Source organism: Bradyrhizobium icense (genome assembly GCF_001693385.1).
Lineage (GTDB): Bacteria > Pseudomonadota > Alphaproteobacteria > Rhizobiales > Xanthobacteraceae > Bradyrhizobium > Bradyrhizobium icense.
In genome coordinates, this window is the sequence record NZ_CP016428.1 from 5869014 (window position 1) to 5889118 (window position 20105).

17 protein-coding genes and 1 pseudogene are annotated in these 20105 nt (G+C 59.3%); 6 read left to right on the forward strand and 12 right to left on the reverse strand.

What is annotated here, in order from left to right:
- The first annotated feature begins 66 nt into the window (after positions 1 to 66).
- The 3 genes and pseudogenes from istA to LMTR13_RS27435 all read left to right on the forward strand — a co-directional run.
- On the forward strand, positions 67 to 1827 hold the full coding sequence (gene istA, locus LMTR13_RS27425; protein ID WP_156795757.1) for an IS21 family transposase: 1761 nt from the start codon (positions 67 to 69) through the stop codon (positions 1825 to 1827).
- 2 nt (positions 1828 to 1829) lie between these two features.
- Complete coding sequence (gene istB, locus LMTR13_RS27430) at positions 1830 to 2594, forward strand: IS21-like element helper ATPase IstB (RefSeq protein WP_197521175.1); 765 nt, start codon at positions 1830 to 1832, stop codon at positions 2592 to 2594.
- Between the two features lie 74 nt (positions 2595 to 2668).
- Positions 2669 to 3748 (forward strand): annotated as a pseudogene (locus tag LMTR13_RS27435) (phosphohexomutase domain-containing protein); the annotation flags it as partial.
- Between the two features lie 158 nt (positions 3749 to 3906).
- Here LMTR13_RS27435 and LMTR13_RS27440 read toward each other — a convergent pair.
- The 6 genes from LMTR13_RS27440 to LMTR13_RS27470 all read right to left on the reverse strand — a co-directional run bounded on the left by LMTR13_RS27440 (position 3907) and on the right by LMTR13_RS27470 (position 10605).
- Entirely contained in the window at positions 3907 to 4275 is a 369-nt protein-coding gene (locus LMTR13_RS27440; RefSeq protein ID WP_083219256.1) for a TetR/AcrR family transcriptional regulator, read from the reverse strand.
- Between the two features lie 378 nt (positions 4276 to 4653).
- Entirely contained in the window at positions 4654 to 5394 is a 741-nt protein-coding gene (locus tag LMTR13_RS27445) for a methyltransferase domain-containing protein (protein WP_065730501.1), read from the reverse strand.
- A gap of 22 nt (positions 5395 to 5416) precedes the next feature.
- Positions 5417 to 6913, reverse strand: a complete 1497-nt coding sequence (locus LMTR13_RS39965; RefSeq protein ID WP_083219257.1) for a radical SAM protein — start codon at positions 6911 to 6913, stop codon at positions 5417 to 5419.
- Between the two features lie 38 nt (positions 6914 to 6951).
- Complete coding sequence (locus tag LMTR13_RS27460; protein ID WP_065730504.1) at positions 6952 to 8727, reverse strand: class I SAM-dependent methyltransferase; 1776 nt, start codon at positions 8725 to 8727, stop codon at positions 6952 to 6954.
- Positions 8714 to 9685, reverse strand: coding sequence for a hypothetical protein (locus LMTR13_RS27465; RefSeq protein ID WP_156795830.1), 972 nt, complete (start codon positions 9683 to 9685; stop codon positions 8714 to 8716). The genes LMTR13_RS27460 and LMTR13_RS27465 overlap by 14 nt, the downstream gene beginning before the upstream one ends.
- Entirely contained in the window at positions 9685 to 10605 is a 921-nt protein-coding gene (locus LMTR13_RS27470) for an MbnB/TglH/ChrH family RiPP precursor modification enzyme (protein ID WP_065733011.1), read from the reverse strand. Before LMTR13_RS27470 ends, LMTR13_RS27465 begins: the two co-directional genes overlap by 1 nt.
- A gap of 548 nt (positions 10606 to 11153) precedes the next feature.
- Between LMTR13_RS27470 and LMTR13_RS41340 the strand changes: the two genes are divergently transcribed.
- On the forward strand, positions 11154 to 11315 hold the full coding sequence (locus LMTR13_RS41340; protein ID WP_156795831.1) for a hypothetical protein: 162 nt from the start codon (positions 11154 to 11156) through the stop codon (positions 11313 to 11315).
- A 508-nt stretch (positions 11316 to 11823) separates the two neighbouring features.
- Here LMTR13_RS41340 and LMTR13_RS43900 read toward each other — a convergent pair.
- Positions 11824 to 12339: a hypothetical protein gene (locus tag LMTR13_RS43900; protein WP_065730507.1), complete on the reverse strand. Its 516-nt coding sequence runs from the start codon at positions 12337 to 12339 to the stop codon at positions 11824 to 11826.
- A gap of 52 nt (positions 12340 to 12391) precedes the next feature.
- Here LMTR13_RS43900 and LMTR13_RS43905 point away from each other — a divergent pair, with 52 nt between their 5' ends.
- On the forward strand, positions 12392 to 12607 hold the full coding sequence (locus tag LMTR13_RS43905; protein ID WP_065730508.1) for a hypothetical protein: 216 nt from the start codon (positions 12392 to 12394) through the stop codon (positions 12605 to 12607).
- A 30-nt stretch (positions 12608 to 12637) separates the two neighbouring features.
- Here the strand turns inward: LMTR13_RS43905 and LMTR13_RS27490 are convergent, their stop codons facing one another.
- The 4 genes from LMTR13_RS27490 to LMTR13_RS27505 all read right to left on the reverse strand — a co-directional run bounded on the left by LMTR13_RS27490 (position 12638) and on the right by LMTR13_RS27505 (position 18021).
- Complete coding sequence (locus LMTR13_RS27490) at positions 12638 to 13765, reverse strand: ABC transporter ATP-binding protein (RefSeq protein WP_065730509.1); 1128 nt, start codon at positions 13763 to 13765, stop codon at positions 12638 to 12640.
- A complete protein-coding gene (locus LMTR13_RS27495) occupies positions 13762 to 14904 on the reverse strand; it encodes a M24 family metallopeptidase (protein ID WP_065730510.1) in 1143 nt (380 codons plus the stop codon). The genes LMTR13_RS27490 and LMTR13_RS27495 overlap by 4 nt, the downstream gene beginning before the upstream one ends.
- A gap of 191 nt (positions 14905 to 15095) precedes the next feature.
- A complete protein-coding gene (locus LMTR13_RS27500; RefSeq protein WP_197520928.1) occupies positions 15096 to 16805 on the reverse strand; it encodes an ABC transporter permease subunit in 1710 nt (569 codons plus the stop codon).
- Positions 16806 to 16905: 100 nt separating this feature from the next.
- On the reverse strand, positions 16906 to 18021 hold the full coding sequence (locus tag LMTR13_RS27505) for a polyamine ABC transporter substrate-binding protein (protein WP_083219259.1): 1116 nt from the start codon (positions 18019 to 18021) through the stop codon (positions 16906 to 16908).
- 134 nt (positions 18022 to 18155) lie between these two features.
- On the opposite strand from LMTR13_RS27505, the gene LMTR13_RS27510 reads away from it, so the two are divergent.
- Positions 18156 to 18638, forward strand: a complete 483-nt coding sequence (locus tag LMTR13_RS27510; protein WP_083219260.1) for an Lrp/AsnC family transcriptional regulator — start codon at positions 18156 to 18158, stop codon at positions 18636 to 18638.
- Between the two features lie 28 nt (positions 18639 to 18666).
- On the opposite strand, the gene LMTR13_RS27515 is transcribed toward LMTR13_RS27510, so the two are convergent.
- Positions 18667 to 19878, reverse strand: coding sequence for a diaminopropionate ammonia-lyase (locus LMTR13_RS27515; RefSeq protein WP_197520929.1), 1212 nt, complete (start codon positions 19876 to 19878; stop codon positions 18667 to 18669).
- Positions 19879 to 20105 lie beyond the last annotated feature (227 nt).

Genomic DNA, 20105 nt, shown 5'->3' on the forward strand with positions numbered 1-20105 from the left:
ATCGGCCGCCAAGCGCGTAGCAGGACGTTTATTTTCGCCCCCTTTTAGGGAAGAGGGGACGGGGAGTTGAACGTCTTGAAGCCGCACCTGCAAAGCACCGTATTTACGTTACTTGAGCGCCAGACGAGCCAACGAGAGATCCAGCGGCTGACGGGGATCGACCGCAAGACGATCCGGCGCTACCAGGCGATTTTCATGTCCCGGCGAGCGGCGGAGGCAAATTCCCCCGGGGTGACCGCCGGCTCCGAGGCCGCCGATGGCCAAACTCCCCCACCTCCGCGACCGCCGGCTATCGGAGCGACGGTGGCCGCCAAGTCGTTTGATTTCGCCCGCTCCGCCTGTGAACCGCATCGGGAATGGATCGAACAGCAGGTCCGTCTGAAGCGCAATGCGCAGGCGATCTACCAGGATCTGGTAGACCAGTTCGGCTTCACGGCGAGCTATGAGAGCGTCAAGCGTTTCGTGCGCGCCTTGCGCCACAGCGATCCCCAACAGTTTGACCGTCTCGAGTTTGCCCCCGGCGAGGAAGCTCAGGTCGATTATGGCGAAGGCGCGCTGACCCGTGATCCGAAGAGCGGTCGTTACCGCCGGCCGCGCCTGTTCGTGATGACCCTGCGCTACTCGCGGCGCAGCTTCCGGCGGGTGGTCTGGAAGTCGAGCCAGCAGATCTGGGCACAGCTCCACGAAGAGGCTTTCCGGTATTTCGGCGGCGCCGCCGGCTATGTCGTGCTCGATAATCTCAAGGAAGGCGTCATCACGCCCGACCTGTACGAGCCCGAGCTCAACCGGCTCTACGGCGCGGTGCTCGCGCATTACGGCGTCGTGGCCGATCCGGCACGGGTGCGGGACCCGAACCGCAAGGGGACCGTGGAGAACGCGATCCAGCACACCCAGGGCACCGCGCTCGCCGGGCGGCGCTTCGAGTCACTCGAGGCTCAGAACGGGTTTCTGGAGCACTGGGAGACGAACTGGGCTTCCAAACGCATTCATGGCAGCACCAGGCGTCAGGTCGAGGCCATGTTCCAGGAGGAGAAGCCGCATCTGCAGCCATTGCCCGCGACCGGCTTCCGTTATTTCTCCGAGCTCGTGCGCACCGTCTATGACGACACCACCGTGCGGGTGGATCATAGCGACTACGCCGCACGCCCCGCGCCGATCGGCAGCCAGGTCGTGGTCCGCCTCTACGAGAGCACGATCGAGATCCGCGACCGCAGCACCCAGGCGCTGCTGCGCGTTCATGCCCGCGCCGCACGGCCGGGTTCGCTCAAACTGCCGGACAAGGAGCGCCCGTTCAATCCATCCCGTCAGACCGGCTTCCTGCTGGCAAGCGCCGGCGACATCGGACCGCAAGCGAAGGCGCTCTGTCAGCGCCTGTTCGACACCGAAGGCCGCGTCGGGCAACGCGCGATGTGGGGCATTGTCGGACTTGCGAAGAAGTATCCCGCCCGGCTCGTCGAACAGGCCTGCGATCACGCGGTGCGTCATCACATCCATCGCTACAAACAGGTGCGCGCCCTCGTCGAGCGATTGTTCGAGCAGGCGCTCGAGCACCTTGATCAAGCACCACAACTCACGCTGCCGCTGACGCAGGATCATGCACTGATCCGTCCCGCGGCCGAATACGGCGATCTCTTTCGCCTCGGCGCCCAGAACCGTGCCAGCAACGAGAGCCGGCCCATCAACACCGGCGATGATCAGCGTGCACCAAACCGCGCTCGCGTCGTCTCCGCAACCCCGGCCAGCTCCGCCGACGCGAGCGCTCCTGCCGAGACCTTGATTGCCGATCAACTCCGCCTTTCAACCTCCACAGGAGATCCTTCGGAATGACCATGACCTTGCCAGAAATCGATCGCTGCCTACGACAGTTGCGGCTGTCGGGCATACGCGACACGCTCGAGACCCGGGTCCTGCAGGCCCAGGGCGCCAGCCAACCGTTCCTCGAGACCTTCTGCCTGCTCCTGCAGGACGAACTCGATCGTCGTCAGTCCCGTCTCATCGCTCGCCGCTACCAGCAATCTGGGCTCGAAGAGAAGCTCACGCTCGCGGAGTTCGACTGGTCCTTCAATCCCAAACTGCCGCGTCAGGCCTGCTTCCAGCTGCATGCGCTGAAATTTGTCGCCGTCGGTGAAAACGCTCTGCTCATTGGCAAGCCCGGCACCGGAAAGTCGCACGTGGCCAAGGCCGTCGCCTACCAGGCCATCCTGCAAGGCCACAAGGTCCAGTATCTCGAGGCCGATGACTTCTTTCACCGTTACGCCCTCAGCCCCGCCGCTCAGCGCGAAGCGCGACTGCGCAGCATCTTTGACTGCGATCTGCTTGTGCTTGACGATCTGTTCCTCGCTCGCACCATCCCCGACGAAGCTGGCGCTTTGCTGCAGACTCTGATCCATCAACGCTACAAATTGCACCGCAGCGTCATCGTCACGTCCAATCGCGTCGTGCAGGATTGGGGCGCTTATCTCCGCGACAACACCATGAGCACGACGATCCTTGACCGCCTCATGCACCATTGCCATCTGCTCGAGTTCGACGGCCGCAGCTACCGCCTCAAGGAAGCCGCCGAAGCCCTTGCACGCAAAACCCAGTCAACCTAATAACCTCTTGTCCTGCTCCACAGGTGGGGGAGTTTGCGCGACCACAGGTGGGGGAATTTGAAGTGACCGTCCGGGTGAAGATGGGCGCCAACCGTCCGCTGACCTTCGGCCCCGACGAGATGACGCGGCTGAAGGAGATCGTGCTCAATGCCGAGTTCGACAACAAGGCCGGCGGCTCCTACCAGTTCCACGAGAATTATCCGGCGCGCTACATCGCCGATCCACCACCCGGCCGAAACTGAAGCGCAAGCTGAAGGTCGTAGCGGCCTGCGGCAACGGCGCCGCAGGCGCTGGAGACGATTGGCTGCGAGGTGATCCCGCTCGACACCGAGCTCCACCACACCCCGAAATTCAATCCAAATCCTGAAGACATGGAGGTGCTGCACACGATCCGCGACGCCGTGCTGCATCACAAGGCCGATGTCGGCTTCGATGGCGACGGCGACCGCTGCGACGCGCGACAACACCAGCGAGGAGATTTTTGCCGACAAGATCGGCGTGATGCTGGCGCGCGACATGTCGGCGATCCACAAGAATGCGCAGTTCGTCGTCGACGTGAAGTCGACCGGCCTGTTCGTCACCAACCCCGTGTTACGGAAGCAGGGCGCGGGGACCGCCTATTGGAAGACCGAGCATTCCTACATGAAGCGGCGCACCAACGAGATGGGCGCGCTTGCCGGCTTCGAGAAGTCGGGCCATTTCTTCTTCAAGCCGTTCGGCCGCGGTTATGACGATGGCCCGGTCTCGGCGATCGCGATCTGCGACATTCTCGACCGCGCGCCCGGCAAGTCGATGGCCGCGGATCTGAAGAACGCGCTGCCGAAAACCTGGTCGTCGCCAACCACGTCGCTGCACTGTGCGGATGAAGCCAAGTACGGCGTCGTCCACGCCGTGGTGAAGACTTTGAAGGTCTCCAGAAAAGCGGTGCGAAGATCGGCGGCCAGGCGATCCGCGACCTCGTCACAGTCAACGGCGTGCGCGTCACGGTGGAGGATGGCAGCTGGGGCCTGGTGCGTGCCTCGTCCAACAAGCCCGAGCTGGTCGTGGTAGTCCATAGCCCGGTCTCCGAGCAGCACATGCGCGACATGTTCGAGATGATGGACGGCGTGCTGCTCACGCATCCAGAAGTGGGCGAGTACAATCAGAAGATCTGAGGCGGGCTTCCTGAGGACGGCATCTGCGACAATCATTTGGATCACCACCGGCGTAGGGATTGACAGTCCAGTCGATCAAATTAGCCTTCTCCGAGTTTTTATAACCTATTGGGAGCAAAGCGTGGCGACCATTGTTGTTTCCTCGGACACGAGCACACTCAATTCAAACTCGCGGATGAAGTCGCAGCTGGCGAGCCGCTGTAACCGTTCGCGACGGCTGCCGACCAGAGCATGATAACGTTGAAACCATTATAAGCAACGCCTTTGCCGCGCAGCGGCCGCGAGATGCGACCTGCAGAATGCTCGGGAGCCGAGCTCGCATCGATTGGGCAGAAGATTTGGCTCCGAAACATGCCATGGACACGTTCAATCGCGGCAATGACCAACTTGTCCTTTCCAGAAAAGTGATGGTAGAGCCCGCCCTTGGTGATGCCGCAAGTACGCACGATCTCCCCCGACGCTTGTGGCCGAATAGCCCTTGGCTCGAAACAAGCCGACTGCTTGTTCGACCAGCTTTCGTTCGCCACGTGAGGCGCTCATCGATTGAGACCCTTTTGCGCCGGTTGCATACTATATGGTATGGACGACGTCATCGAAGTCGCTGTGGGCGCATGGCGACCCGCACCCCCCCTAGCTCGGCAAGGCTCTGCCTCTGCCGTGATGCGCGAGCCGAGCCCGGGCCGATCGACAGGGTGAGCATGGCTGCTGGAGCGACGCCATGGCGCAACGATCAGCTGCCGAGCTCACGTTGACCGCTGCAAAGCCGTGCTTACACGGGGATGGTTGGGGAATCCGGAAAGCGCTCTCGAGTGTTCAAGAAATGGCGAGGTGAGCACCTTGTCAAATGGTCAGGGCCAATTTTTCCGACGCAGGTCTGCCCGATGCAAACTACGAGCTACACAGTCTTATTTGACGGCCAGAAATCCCTCAAAACAGACATGCTTGTATATGGTCATGGTGTCCACAAAACCCGCACGATGCAACATATCGAGATTGCCCTTGGTCGAAAACGGCTCAAGTACGCCTTTCAAACTACTTGCTTTTCCCAGGACTTCTTCCGGAGAGTAGCCGTTCTCCAATTTGTAGTCGATATAGATCGCGCTCATAATGTCCTGGAATCGCGCATCTGGCGCTCTGACTTTCTCGAAAAACAGGAATGCTCCACCCCAATTAAGCGACTTATAAACCAAATCAATCAAGCTTTGCCGGTGTCGCGGCGGAACGAACTGAATCGTATAATAGGAGACGATAAAATCGCTGGCTTCGTAATCTACCTCGCATGCGTTTGCGAGCAGGTACTCAACGTTCGGCGCTTTGCCCTGAGCGCTGCGCGCGTATTCAATCATGGCACGTTCGTTATCGATCCCGATCCAGCGCGTGCCGTGTGGATGACGCTTCGCCAATTGCCGTAGGAGCGTTCCGGTTGAAGTACCGATTTCATAACCGACGGAGTCACTCTTTACGAAAAAGTCACTCACCTGTTCGATCAGCCTATGGCCGGCTTCATAGTTGGGAACGGACCTTGCGACGTGGCGATCAAAATATTGAGGTGTATCACCACCAAAGCTCCAGCCAGCCCGTTCGGCCCGTATGCCGTCTCCCGTAGGCCCGCTTTGCCTTGTAGTAGTCTGCTCCAAGCTGTCCATGACGACCTCTCCGGCCTTTCGGTTATGCGAGCTGCAGCTTGCGTTCGCTTGTCGTTTTTGTGGCCAATGCGCTTTTGACCGCGGGACTGAAGAAGAAGGACAAGGCTTCATCTTCAAAGAGCTTACCGAGCGAGGAAAGTCTCAGTCCGGCCTGGCCGCTATCGTCGAGATAAGCCTCTAATGCGCCGGCATTGTTCAGCTCATTGACAAGAGCGTCATAATACCGCGAAAGCTGGGGATGAGCGGAGCGGAGCGACCGCCGGCTTTCGTCCTCGATCCGTCCGGTACGAAGCCCTGTCGCATAAGACCCGGCCAGCAATTCCTCTTCGTCGACGCCGCGTCCCGTGGCGATCGGAACGTTGCCTGTCAAAACGGCATCCACATAAGTCCGGATATTCGGGTCGTTGCGAAACACGTGCCCCCGATAGTTTGCCTTCGCCACTTTGACGCCGACGTGGGAATAAGCTCCCGCCCCCACTCCAAGAAGATCGCTCGACGCCGACGTCCGGATCTTCTTGAATGGATCGGTAAATTCATGCGATCGCACAAAGCGGTTTCCGTCGGTTTGGTCATAGCCGAGCGCGGCCATTTCCTGCCAGATAAGCATGCGGCCAAGAAGCGTGGCGAACTCGTCCTCGAACTCCGCTCGCTTTGTTTCCGTCCTATACCAGTGTCCTTGAGGACGATCCCCAAATCGCCCGTGATACCAAGTGAGGTGTGGCGGACGGATCTCGGCAATGGCTTCAAGGTTATCCCATACTTCCGAAGTCGACGCCTTATAGAGACCCTGGATCAGGTCGAGATTCCAGTTCTCAAAGATCCGATTTGCAATTGCGCATGCACGAATTGGAGTCTCGCGTTTGTAGCCGCGGGCTGCATATTTGAGCACTTCATCATCGAACGACTGTACTCCAAAGCTCAGGCGGGTAATGCCTTGAGCCTTGAGAGACCACAGCTTGTGTTCCCCCTCAGGCGCGGCGATTGTGAGGGGACTGCCTTCGATGCAAAACTCTGCGTCGGGTCGCAAATCATATTCATTTCGAATGGTACGTATCAAACTGTGCAACGCTGGCTCATCGAGAACGAGCGGCGTGCCTCCGCCGATATAGATTGATGACACTACGGTGCCGGCGCGAGCGAGCCGCGCGCCCCAAAAAGCGAGTTCACGTTTTAGCGCCGTGAGATAACGAGCAACTTTAGCGTCGTCCTCGATAGAGTGTTTTGCCCGGCCAGCGTAGTGATCGACCGTGTAATGACAGAAGGTGCAGCGCGTTTCACAGAACGCTACATGAACGTACAGGCTCGTTTCTCCGCCCCACTCGATCGTATCGATCACACTCGTTGAATCGAGCGGTGTCAATGAGTTGATGGGCGGGTAGATTGCCACTGAATGCGATCCGCCCAGGACCGCACGACTGATGCCGATGCCGGCGGCATGAAGCGCCGGCAACGCCGCTGGAATTCCGAGCCGTTGCAGCGACGAGCGTGCTTGCTCAAGAGCGGATTCTCGCGATCTCATCGTCGCACCTCACGGTATCGCGCCACCAGTTGAATAGATCACCGCCGTTGCGCGATGACCGTAAGATAAACGTCGGCGCGCGTATCTGGACTGTCGTCGTATCTGTAGATTACGTCGTAGGGATTTATCAGGCGCGGCATATACTGCTTGCGCCAAAGGGTTGCATGCTCGCCCACGAGCGACGGGACGATTTGACCCCAGATGCGTTCGGCGATGATCGTCAGGTCCGGATGCACGCAGGCTTCGCGAATCCAAGTATAGATTTCGTTATACTGGACCCATGGCTGCCAGAGCGAGGCGAGATGAAGCTGCACGAGCCGATGGGTGATCGCGATGCGGCCTCCGGGGCGAACGACCCTCGCCATTTCTTTGACCATGCTCGGTCCGAGTCCCAACTCCCAGATGCCTCCGGTCCATTCGTTAACGGCCGCATCAACTGACGCATCGGGCAGAGCGAGACGCTGCGCAAGACCAGGACGAAAATGGAGGTTCGTGAAGTTTCGTTCGGAGGCGAACCGGCGCGCCCGATCGCTCAGGCAGCGAAACATCTCGACGGAAATCACGAGTCCGTCTTCGCCAACCGCCGGCGACAATCTCCGTGCAACACGTCCCAGGCCGCCGCACACGTCGACCACGATGCTACCTGGCTTGAGCAGCAGCAATTCCGGGTGATTGGGAAGCAGATCCTCCTGCGCGCGGACCAGTTTGTCCTCGACTTCAGGTAGCTGGCTCCAGCTGTTGTCGTTCTCACACGACTTCAACAAAGGGAGACGCCATCGCAAATACGCCGCACGAAAGCGGTTGGAAAAATCGGACAGCCGGCCGGGAGACGTAGAAGACGCCGCATTGCCCAGCAACACTTCATCACTCGGCAAATTAAGGATCAAGACGTCGCCGAGCGCGTTCTCGATCGTGCGAACTGCGTTGAAAATGGCGACAAAATCATCTTCGCCGGCATCGCCCGCTGGCCAGAGAGCTTCCGGCTCAAGCCGTAAGCATAGACCGGAGATGAAGGCCGAGGCCGCCCAGGTCAGAACGCGGCCCCGCTCAGTCTCATTCAGGATCGATAGGTCGGGCGTCATGAGTAGATGGACGGCGACGCAATCGCGGACCATCTCCTCAAGCCCGGCAATCGGATGGTTCGGCACCGGCCAAGAAATTCTGTCGAGGTAGACCGAGGCGCCGAGACGAACGAGCGATCGCCGGAGTTCACGGTCGCTCGACAGGTGTTGCGTTTGCACCACGGTCTGGTGCATTCGAACGATGCCGTTCTGACGAAGGCGGGACAGTTCGCCCAAAATCGACATGTGATCTGCCAGCCGCGCGCAACGCAGCAGCAGCTCCGGCGGATGCGTTTCGTCCTTCAAGCGTGTGGAGATCTGCGCAATCGAAATCTCGGCATCCAGGTCGATTACGATGGAGCGGCGCAAGATTGAGGTGCGCGCCCCTTCCGCGATACGTCGGAGATGCTCAAGCTCTTCGGTCGACGGCTTCGTTTGCGAGGTAACGTGCATAAAGCCGTGCTGGCGCAGCGAAGCCAGCATCTTGTCGATCATGTGCTGATCGTCGAATTGAGCGCGCAGAACCGCCAGATTAACAGGCTCGTTGATGAGCGTGGTGACAAAATCCAATAGGCCGTCGCCGGGTGGTACAACCATGCCGATTTCGAAGTAGCGGTGACTGAGCAATCGATGTTCGGCAATCTCGACGCCTAGAACCTCGACGTCCGGGTCGAGCATGACAAATGCATCGTCCGGCAGCCCGCCGGAAAGGCTATCGGGACTGGAGGTCTTAAGGTGCTCAAGCAGTTTCATGGGGCGCAGCGCCGCAGATCCGGTGGGAAGCAAGATCGAGATCGTCTGCGGCTTGCCTTCCCTGCCCGGGAGGCACTTGCACCTCTCGACTGGTAAGGCTGAGCAGATCCGATGCGCTTACGATGACACCGAGCCCCGCCAAACAGTCGATCAGCGAGAGCACATCAGCGTGGGGAACATCGTTCAGGGCCGTCGCCAGTTCCACCAAGCTCTTCGGGACGCGAAGAACATCAAAGACGCGGGTGGCCCGCTGCGAAAGCTCCGCATATTCATGGGCGGCTTCGGCGGCCGGAACATAGATCAGCCAATGTCGTGGAGAGGCTTCGAGGTCGTGGCGGGGGTCGAAGTCGAACGGACTTTCAATCCATGGGGTGAGATCACAGGATGACGAAATCATGGTCGCTGCCGGATGGGCGACGAAGCGGATTGACCGCAAATTCCTGCTCGGGCTTGTCCCTGCCGGGAAGGCCTCCGCCGCGGTATTGGGCCATATCAGGGGAGCGCACTCGCCAAGCTGCCGCGCAAGCGCAATGCCAGCCGCGTCGATCGCCAGCACGTCCTGGTGTGCGCGGGAGAAGAACTCCGGACGACCGGCCAAATATGCGACAAAGGCCGCCGCGGTCCGCCAGAAGTAAGGCCCATTATCCGCGTAACCATCTGACTGCACAAATTCTGCCGCAACCGCTTCGATATCGAGTCCACTCGCGTGCAGCAGACGGCGGGTGAGCGGGACAAGGTCCAGCGCACCCAGAGCATTCCTGACCAATCCGCGACGATACATGCCAATGTTGGATTCGGTCGGCGCGGGAGTGCCCGCATAGTCTGCCAGTATTGCAACCTCATCCGCCGTGCAGCCATGAGGATCTTCCGTCCTTGAGTTGGGATCCATGACCCAATTCGCGAGGCGATCGTCTGTCAGGACGCGCCGCCACGTATCCCAGACCAGCCGCGCGTCCATTAGGCAGCCTCGCTGCGCGTCGTGCGCCTGCTCGCCCGGCCGTAGGCGCGATCCCATGCCGCGCGTCCCCGCTCGAGATCCGAGAGGATTAGATCGGTGGTCCGGCCGGTATCGGCCATTTCCCCATTGCAGTAGAGGGATTGGGTTTCATATTCGAGGATGACGGCGCCAGGGCGCGCGCGCGACAAAACATCGTCGAGCAGGCCCCAAACGGCTTCTGCAACCTGGGTATCGTGAAGGTCGTGATACTGACCGTTGATCCAACGCCCTCCTGCCATATGAATAGTGATGATACGGTCGAGCGGTATAGTGCTCAGAAATCGATGAATGGAATAGCCTCTCGCGCGGTGGTTCTGCTCGTTCGCGTATAGATTGTGCAAGTCCAGGTGCAAGTAGGTGCCTGATAGCTCAAGCATTCGCGCGAGGAATTCCTCTTCGGGCATATCGCTGCCGGGGCACACGCGGTAGTACGCAGCGTTTTCGTGTGCGAGCGGAACGCCGTAAAGATCTTGAAGCGCGCGCGCCCTCGCTGCCACACGAACAGCTTCAGCCCGCGAGAATTGCAACGGACTGCTCCAAACGTCGGACCAGGAGGCATCGCCATAGAAACAGTGGTTGGCGACTGAGGAAACGTTGAATTTCTGAGAGAGCGGCACGTGTCGCCGCACCGCCGCTGTGCTCATCAGATCGTCGAAGCCGAAGTCACCGCCGTAGTTCGAATGTCCGAGGAGCGGATATTTATCCGTAATGTCGCGCATGAGATCGACGGCACGGGGAGAAATAAGCCCCGGCCCATCAAGAGGGCTCATGACCGAGTCGAACAGTATTTCCAGCGCATCAAGGGGTTGGTCCAGAAACGGAAACCAACCAATCAATTCCGGATTGAACTGAAGCCCAACGCCCAAGCGCGGAACGCTCATTTCCGAGGCCTCCAATAGCCTTAGCACCATCGCCTGAAGCGATGCGCCAAGGCCCCACCGGATCAGAGTCCGTCAGTTAGGGATGATCTGCCGCGCACTTCGCCGCGGTTGCGGCGCATCTCGCTGCGGTTGCAGCGCACCGCGCCGCGGTTGCCGCGCATCGCGCTGCGGCGGCTTTTGCCTGGGCATGCGCCGCAGTCGCCGCACATTTGGCAGCCGTAGCGGCGCATTGCGCAGCCGTTGCCGCACATTTAGCGGCTGCTGCCGCCGCTTCTTTCACCGAGAGCTTTTTGACGTCCATTAGATTTCTCCATGTTTGGAATCAAGTCTGCCGAAAACCGCGAGGACCGCGCTCAATCACTAGTAGAACTACCTCATCCAGACGCGGGGGCCAGTCCCATTTGAGATAGGAAAAAGATTATTTTTGCCGGGATAACCAGAAAGCAGAACATGATCTCGAAGAAGCCCGTCACAAAAGGGTTACAGATTTTTAACATCGAGCATATCGCTGGCTGCCGGAGCACGAGGCCGCTTCCACCAGCCAGACGATGCCGTTGCAGCGGCGACTGAAGGCGCCTCAACGAGCGTCCGCTCTTGATGCCGATGAGCTCGGAGCGAGCATCTTGCTGGCCGAACAGATCGAGCGGGCGGCCGCGACCGCCGTCGACCAGGTGGTCGCGCGCGTCGAGCGCAGAACGATGGCGGGCTGAAGGAGGTCAATCTCCGGTACAAGCTATATTGGCAGCGACAAATGGCGAAGGTCGAGAAGGCCATGAACTATTCGACGCACCTCGCACAGTTCACGCTCTCCATCGTCATTGCAGCGGCGCAGCAAGCGCGCCGCTGCTAATCTCACCGAAAGGAAGCTGCTATAGTGGCCCGCCACGCCTGCCGCGCAGAAGAGGGTTTCCCAGACTGGCTCGACACACTGAACCGCGTCGAGACCATGTCTGGCGAAGTGTCGCCGAAGCCCTGGCAAAATATCCTCATGATCGACGCCGACGACGAAGCGGAGCTGACAGCGGGCCCAGGCACTCGGAGAAGTGGCGTTGACCGGTGCGTCCGGGTTTCCCGACCTCATGGCGAGAACATCGAACGAGCACCAGCCATACACCTGCTCTGCTGGGCTCAGTCCCGGTTCGCCCCAACCCGGGTCGACCTCGGGTCCTCCGAGTCCCCCGTCAACGACACAATTAGCGAGCACCCGCCGTACGGATTTCAGTGCAACTCGCTTGGAATCCATTCTGGAATCAGAATGCGGCCGGTCGGAAAGACGATCGTCGTCAACGCATGCGCAATCTGGATTGCGGGATCAGACAGCAAACCACCCCAATTGCCCGAATGGTATGCGCTCGCGCGCGCCTTGATGGAAATGTCGAACGTGAGAGATCCCCGCGAACCCAGGAATATGGTGGGCCGATGCTCAGACAGCCGCGGCCCGTCGGACGCAACGAGAAGATCCTCAGACAGGAGCTCCTTGTGAGTCGTACATAGTTCGCGGAGGCCCGGCGAGTCGATCTCTTCTCCCATCTCGATGAGATACTTTACGTTGAATCCTAGCCGACCTCTCGTCTCGACGATGGCGCGAAGGCCGGCAATATTGATGGCATGCTGCCCCTTATTGTCTGCGACACCCCCGTCCATACCAGCATTCATCGGCCTCGACGAGAAGCCACGGTGACATCCCCTTGCTCCAGCAATCGTCCTGACCCCAAACCACATCACCGTGGCCATACCCAAGCACCGTCAGCAATTCTCGATCTTCTATGCGCTCGGCTTATAGAAAATGAGCGTCGGCAACGGTCAAGACCCGGCAGTCGCAGCCGAAATCTTCAAAGATGCGCCGGAGCTCGTTGAGATAATCGACTATCTGCAGTTTTCGCTCGGGGTTCTGACTCTCGGAAGGAATGGCTACGAGGCGCGACAGCACAGCCTCGAAGCCTCCAGAATCGAGATGGTCTCTCGCGCGCGCGATCGCGGCGTTCCGAGTCATTTCGAGTAGCTCCTGCACACCAAAGAGGACGATCGGAGGTTAACGCGCGGCTGGAAATACGCGGGTATGCGCAGCCTCAATCGAAACGCGGACCCGCTGACCGGATTGGAATAATGGCCGCCCCGGATTGACCGGAGTCCGCGCCGTCAGCCTAAGCTCTCCGACTTGCACCAGAACGCTCTGGTTCGTGCCAGTGTATGCGGATTCCAGCACCGTCGCTGTGGCATCGTCGTCAGTCTCTAAACGAACAAATTCGGGACGAACCGCGAGCAGACCGCGATCGTCCTGAGCGAGCACCTGATCCTTCCGCAGGTCGAGTAGCAGCCCAAGGTCAGGCGCAGTCACCCCAACAATCTGACCGGATCGACGTAACTCCGCCGGCAAGAAGTTCATCTCGCCGATGAAATCGGCGACGAAGGCCGTAGCCGGCTCCTCGTACAGATCCCGAGGCGATCCGAACTGCTGCAGGCGGCCGCGCTCCAGGACGGCTACGCGATCGGCCATGGACAGCGCCTCTTCCTGATCGTGAGTGACGAAGATTATCGTGCTCCCTACCTCTTTATGGATTAGCTTGATCTCCATCTGGAGCTGTTGTCGAAGCTTTCGATCCAGAGCCCCGAGTGGCTCGTCCATCAACAGAAGGGGTGGACGGAACACCAATGCGCGGGCTAGCGCGACACGCTGCTGCTGCCCTCCCGAAAGCTGGCTTGGAAGCCGCGCACCGTAACCGTCAAGCGCGACCAGCTTCAACGCCTTCGTGACTTCACGCTCGGCATCGCGACCGCTCATGCCCCGTCTGCGAAGAGGATACGCAATGTTCTCGGCAACTGTCATGTGCGGGAAAAGTGCATAATTCTGGAACACCATTCCGAAGCCGCGGCGATGTCCTGGCACATCGTTGATCCGGACACCGTCAAGCTTGATATCGCCGGAAGAAGGAGCCTCGAAACCGGCAATCATCATGAGCAGCGTGGACTTACCCGATCCACTGGCGCCGAGCAGCGCCACGAACTCGCCAGGTTGCACTGACAACGACACGCCGTCGACCGCTTTGACCGAGCCGAACATCTTGGTGATCGCGTCGACTGACACTGCGCCGCGTTGCTTTTTTGCCGAGAGAGGCGTCGTGGCCGAATGTTCGGCGGTCATCGCTGCAATGATCGTCATTTTGCGTCCGTTTCGAAGATCTGACGGGGCGCTTTAGTGAGCCGTTCGCCGCCGCTTTTGGTCACCACGACGGAATCACTCATCGCAAGACCTGCCGCTGAGGTATACATGTGGAAGACCATCCCCTCCTCAATCACCCAATCCGAGCGCGGTGTGAAACAGCGATGTAGATCGCTCGTATGCTGGGAGACGAGAGGCGTCACTCCGAGCGTATAGCCGGTAATATTGTCGTAGGTGCTACGCAGACCAGCCGCCACAACACCCTCCCGCACAATGCGATCGACGTCAGCGGCGAGCGCTCCAGGACGAAGCCCAGCGATCTGCTGGTCCTGTAGTGAGATCAACTTTTCCGCAGCGGCGTTCTGCTCATCTGTCGCGCGTCCCACGATGACAGAGCGCATGATGCGCACGGTATAGAAGCGCAGGCGAGGCAAGAGCTCGATGTGAACGATGTCGCCGTCGACCAGAGGTCGCTCTTCCAGAAATCCGTGTAGAGAGTCCCAGCCGGACCCGACATTCAACGGGCCGACGAAGCCATCGTCAAACCCGAGCTTGTAGTACGCGCTTGCGGCCACCGCCGCGACGTCACGCTGGCTTTTTCCACGCCCGACCTCCCTGACCGTCGTTTGGAGAGCGGCGTCCAGGAGCGTACCTGCACGCCTCATATGCGCGATCTCCTCGGACGACTTGCACCGTCGGAGATTCCATGCGGATCGTTCAAGATCGCAGAAGTCGGAGTCAGGCAGGAGCTCGCGAAGACTCTGGTAGCGCTGAACAGTAAACGAATTCGACTGGAATTCGACGCCGATGTGCTTGTGAGTAAGCTTTCTGTCCCGTAACGCATCCACCAAGGCGACCAGCGGATCGTCCCAGTCGCCAAAGCCGACGATATCTTCCATCCAGCTCCGCTGACGTGCCGGCGGCATATCGAGCTTGCGAACCAAAAGGAACGGTTCTCCCAAGGCCGGAGCGACGCATGCACGCCAGAGATTCTCAGAAACGGTATACCCCGACAACCAAGCCATCATCTCCGGTTCGTCGAGAATCACGCAATCGAGCCTGCGATCGGCCATCAGCTCCTGTACTGCGAGCAACCGCCGCCTGTACTCACCGATAGAGAAGGTGAGATCGCGATTCATGCACAGTCCTCCGACAAGCCTTTGGGTATCCAGAACCGTCCGACGCCGCCAAACCGTATGGTTCGATGTCCATCCGATGCATTCATCAAGAAGAGCATGATCGGCTCTCTCAGCTCAGTTTGCGAGTGCGCCGCGAGGTCACCCCCCGGGGCTCTTCCAATGCGACCTGGCACGTCCAAACCACACCATGGTCAAGTTCGGCCTCCGGCTTGCGTCCGGCGCCCTTCAATGGCCGCTCCGACAAAGAGACGCAGGAGACAGAGAATAACCAGCATGGCCAAGAACAATACAGCGATCACCGCGATCTGCGGACTGATCTCCAGACGGATGTTGTCCCACATCCGCATAGGCAACGGCGTAGCGGATGGCCCGCTTAGAAAAAGGCCAAATACCACGTCATCGAAGCCCACAATGAAGGCGAATATCGCCGCGCTAGCGAGCGTGGGAAACAAGAGAGGCAGAGTCACGGTGCGCAGGGTCGTTACCGGGCTCGCACCAAGGCTTGACGCCGCTCGCTCGAGGGTACGGTCGAACCGCTTCAGTCCGGCTATCATGACAACGACGGCATATGGCGCCCCGATCATTGTGTAGCTGAGGACGAATGCTATCGGGGAGCCGATCAGCGGAGAGCCCGCAAGCGCAAAGAAGAGCGACACGGCCATGACCACATGTGGAACGATAAGCGGCGAGATCAGAAGAAGGTAGATCGGAAGCCGTCCCAAAAAGCGATGACGGACCAATGCGAACGCCGCCGGAACGCCAACAGCGACGCTCAAGAGCGCCGACAGGCCAGCCCAGCTCAAGCTAAAGCTCAGCGCATCCACCCATTGGGTATTGTTGAACAGCCGGGAGAACCACCGTAGCGAATAGGCTGGAGGCGGAAACGTCAGATAAGGCGCATCACTGAACGCCAGCGGAATGACCACCGCGAACGGGAGAACGAGCAGCAGAAGCGCAAATCCGGCACAGGAGTAGAGCAATGGCTTCCGAATGCTCGAGAGGAGTTCATGTAGATGCAAAGAGGCACCGTGCGACAGCGTTGAGATGCGCTCCACGAGAGGTCGGCTCACGGCAAACCCGGAAGCAAGGGCGCTCGATGCACCGACGTCATCCGATCGCGAACGATCGTCTAGCTCTTCTGCAATCCGGCGTCGGAATACGAGAAAGATGACGATCACGGCGAGCAGAAGCAGCGAGGATTGAGCAGCCGCCTCGTTAAAATTCCCGAGGATCAGGACCCTGAGGCTGATACCCTGCGCGATGAGGTAGTCGTCCGGACCTCCCAAAAGCTCCGGCGTAATATAGAAGCCCAGGCAGGAGAGGAAAACGAGCGTACATCCACTGACCAGCCCCGGCATCGATGCCGGAAGCGTAACGCGGAGGAACGCATCGGTCGGCGGACTTCCCAGGCTCTGCGCGGCCTTGGTCAAATTCGGGTTGACTCGCGTCAGCGCCGCATACAACGGAAATACCATTAGCGGAAGCTGGACCTGGACCATCCCGATATAGACTCCGACGGAATTGAACACCATCTGAAGCGGCTCGGAAATAGCGCCCAGCCCGAGAAGCATTTTGTTTATCGGCCCACTGGGGCTGAGCAACACGATCCAGGCATATGTGCGGATGAGAACGCTAGTGAGGTACGGAAGCGTGACGATGAAGAGCAAGAGCGTCGCCACTCTCTGCGAACATCGAGAGATCGCATAGGCCAGCGGATATGCCACGACCAGGCAAATGATGGTCACGGTCAAGGCAAGCGTGAGCGTCCTCAGAACGATCCAGAAGAATGAGGACGAGCTCGCGATTTCGCCATAGCTCTTGAGGGACCAACTACCATCCGATTGGAGACTCTTGAGCATGAGCTGCGACAGCGGCATCAGATAACCGAACGCGAACAGCACCACAATCGGAAGGAGCAATAGGACGGGAGTGAGCCTATCCCGCCCAATTGGCCACCTCCGGGTTGGTGATATCGTTACGCTCGGATTCGACATCGCGATCCTACCGCGCACCCGCGAGCCATCGCTCCCACTGAGCAACGGCAATTTCGTTGTTCGCGCGCCCGCCAGCACCTGGCGCGTTCCAGAACTCATAGTCCTGAACGAACTGTTGTTTGCGCGCATCTGACGACGTGGGCAGAAGCTTGGCCCGTTGTGGCGGGATAAATTCGAAGGCCCGCGAATTCGGGGGTGCATACAGGATATGCTGAACGAACTTCGCCTGATTTTCGGCGCGAGCCGAGAAGGCGAGGAACTTGAAGGCATTGTCCGCGTTTTTCGCTCCTTTCAACACGACCCAGCAATCGTATTGCAGCATGCCTTGATTCCAGGTGTAGCCTATCTTCGCGCCCTGCTCGTTGGCGGCGGAAACTCGACCGTTCCAGGCGCTGCCGGCTGTGATCAACTTGTCGATGATAAGTTGAGGCGCTTCGGCACCCGTATTCCACCATTTCACAATGTTGGGCTTGATACGCGCGAGGCTCTTGAACGCACGATCCCAGTCCAAAGGATAGAGCTTAGATGGCTCAACACCGTCCGCCAACAGCGCTGCCTCGAACGTGCCGCCGTCGGAGGCCCACGTACCCGCCATTAAAGAACGGCGCCCTGCGAATTTCTGAACATCCCATACGTCCGCCCAAGAGTTCGGCGCGTTGGACGTAAATTTCGACGAGTCGTACGCGATGAATAGCGAATAGACGATTGCCGGTACCGTGAACTTGCCGACTTTGATGGGACTAAACGCATCGAGGTCGGCCTTGTCGAAATAGCCGTAATCGATAGGAACCAACAGATTGTCCCGTTCGAAAGTCGGCGCCTTACCACCCGGCAAGATCATCACGTCATAGCGAGGCGCTCCCGCGAGAACGCTCGCGCGCGCAGCTCCCGTATCGGTGCGAGGTTGCGCGATCACTTTGATGCCGGTCTCGCGCTCGAAAGGCTCGAAGTAGGCTATCCGCTTTGCCTCACCCCAGGATCCGCCGCCGTCGTAGACGACAACTTGACCGGTGCCTTTCGGAATTTGAGCGATCGCCGGAGCGGGAAACAGCGAGCGGGTCGCCGCAAGGCCTCCAACCAACGCGGTGCCCTGAAGAAGTCTGCGCCTTACGATGTCGACCATGGCTGTCCTCCCTTACAGTGCTGATGATACTTGCTCAGGCACTCCTCATGCATATAATGTGACACCGCCGCGACGGAATTCGCCATTTTCGCGGGTTTGCGTGCCGGATAACGGCAATTTTGAGGGGCTCTTAATTGGCCATCACACGCGCGGATCTGGATCGTCTCGATCTCAAGTTGCTGATGTTGCTGCAGGAGAATAACCAGCAGACCTCCGAAGAGCTTGCGGAGCGCGTAGGTCTGTCGCCGACTTCTTGCCTACGCCGACTACGGCGGCTGCGCGAGAGCGGCGCAATCATGTCCGACGTGTCGATCGTCTCTCCGTCGGTGGCGGGGACACGCGTGACATCGATTGTACTAGTTGCTCTCGAACAGGAGCATCTCGCCCTTCTCGACACCTTCAAGAACCGAATGAGCGCTTATCCCGAAGTCACACAGTGTTACTATGTGACCGGGTCGGCCGATTTCATATTGGTCGTTAATACGGGTTCGATGGAGGAGTACGGAGCTTTCACTGAAAGGGCGTTTTTTCCCGACAAGAATATAAAGTCGTTCACTACGTTCGTTGCGATGCAGACGGTCAAGTTCACTACTCGCATCAATCTCGACGTCTCCTGAGCAGACGCCGAGCATTCCTTGCCGCTGCCTAACGCCTTCCGCTCCAGACCGAAAGGTCGGTGGGGCCTTCGGTCGCGAACAGGAGGACTCTCGAGAACCGGTCAAGCGCAAGCCTGTCTCGATCCTCGCCCGCCGCTCTGATGAGACCGGCCAATCCCGCCGCTCCCGACTCACCAACGCGAAGCGCGTCGTCAGACTCGCCGGCGTTGAGCAGACGAACCGCATCTGCGGCTTGTTCGTCGGTGACCGTGAGGAAGCCTGTGGCCAAGGAATCGATAATGGGCCAGACGAGCAACGACGGGCTCTGGCACTCGAGCATGGCCATGTTCGTAGGCGGCCCTGGCGGAAGACGTACCGGCCTCTCCGCGCGAGCGCTCTCGTAAAGACATGCCGACCGTTCTGGCTCTACGATCCACAGATGGGTCTCGGGTGCGAATAGACCTCGCGCCAAGCCATGCCCGAACACGCTCGCTGCAAGCCCTCCGACACCAGCTTGGACCAGAACATGTGTGAAGGGCGTTGGTTCTCCCGCAGTCGCTGCAATGATTTCGTCGATCAAGATTGCATACCCCTGGACCACAAACGTGCAGGCGGTCTCATCCTCTCCTGGGCCGACTGTATCCGGGACAGCAATCCAACTATCCTGCGAGGCAGCTTTCGCCGCAGCCTCGACGGAATCGTGATAGTCTCCGGCAACACGTACGATCGCAGCACCAAGCCGGGAGATGTGGGCGGCTCGCTCGTCGCTCACGCCTTCGTGGAGATACACGATGGCCCGCGCTCCGACGAGCCTCGCTCCGGCCGACACTGAGCGGCCATGATTGCCGTCCGAAGCGCAGGAAAATGTAAGCCCCGCAAGAATGGAGCGTATCCCAGGTTCCAGCAACTCCGCCGGCAGAATCGTACGCCCCGTCTGTCTCTCGACATATTTCATGGCGAGCTTCAGCACAGCGTAGGCTCCTCCGAGCCCTTTGAAACTCCCGATATCGAGCCGCTGTGTCTCGTCCTTGATCCAGATCTCGCCTACGCCTAGCCGCTCGGCTGTGCGCGGCAGCGAAATTAGGCGGGTAGGAGCGTAACGCGGACAGGCTCGAAGCAGGCGCAGAGGCTCATCACCTGCGCTTCGGTCGCACCACCAAGGAATTCGGCTTAGGCCGCGCGACGCACGCAGCAGGATCGGTCGAAGATGGCCGGACGGGTCCGTCGATGCAGCCTTGACAGGTTTCAGGGGCGCTCCCAATTCGTCCTCCTGGCAAAGGATTACCGTTGTATCGGTTCATACTCTGCCGGGAGCCGATGGTGATTACCGCAAACCTTGAGCCATTCCACGGCAGAATTGGGCGTTGTTCACTCCAAAACGACTGGTTTGGGCCTCAAGCTCCAGTTACGATTCAAAGGATTTCCTGATGATCGAAGAGCATCGTGTGCTCAACCGGGCTCAAGCAGGCCGTTAAAGAAAGTGACCTC